At 72.4% G+C, this 428-nt stretch carries 1 pseudogene; it reads left to right on the plus strand.

Features of this window, described 5'->3' with window-relative positions:
* Positions 1 to 135: 135 nt before the first annotated feature.
* Positions 136 to 428 (plus strand): annotated as a pseudogene (locus AC5RWQ_RS30580) (hypothetical protein); the annotation flags it as partial.

A 428-nucleotide genomic window follows, 5' to 3' on the forward strand; every position in this document is an offset into this window, starting at 1 on the left:
TCACCTACTCCGCGCCGAACCTCTTCGCCAAGAGCAAGACGATCTCCGACCTGCCCGAGAACCCCGGCCACATCGACTGGACCGGCGTGACCATCGGCAACTGACGCCCACCCCGCACAGAGAGGGGGCCACCCCATGACGACGACAACGACCACGGCGGCGCCAGCCGCCCCCGCCCCGGCGGCCGCGGCCAGGACCCGCCACGCGCTGGTCCGGGTGCTGGCCACGGTCGGCCGGTCCGCCGCGATCTTCGTACCGGTCTTCCTGGTCGCGACGTTCGTGACGTTCGCGCTGCGGTCGCTGAGCGGGCTCAGCCCGGCCCGCATCCAGCTGGGCGAGGACGCGACGCCCGAGGCGATCCACCGGGTCGAGGCCCAATGGGGCCTGGACCGGCCGTTCCTGGTGCAGTACGGGCACTGGTTCAGCGG

This window comes from Micromonospora sp. BS32, from assembly GCF_059089345.1.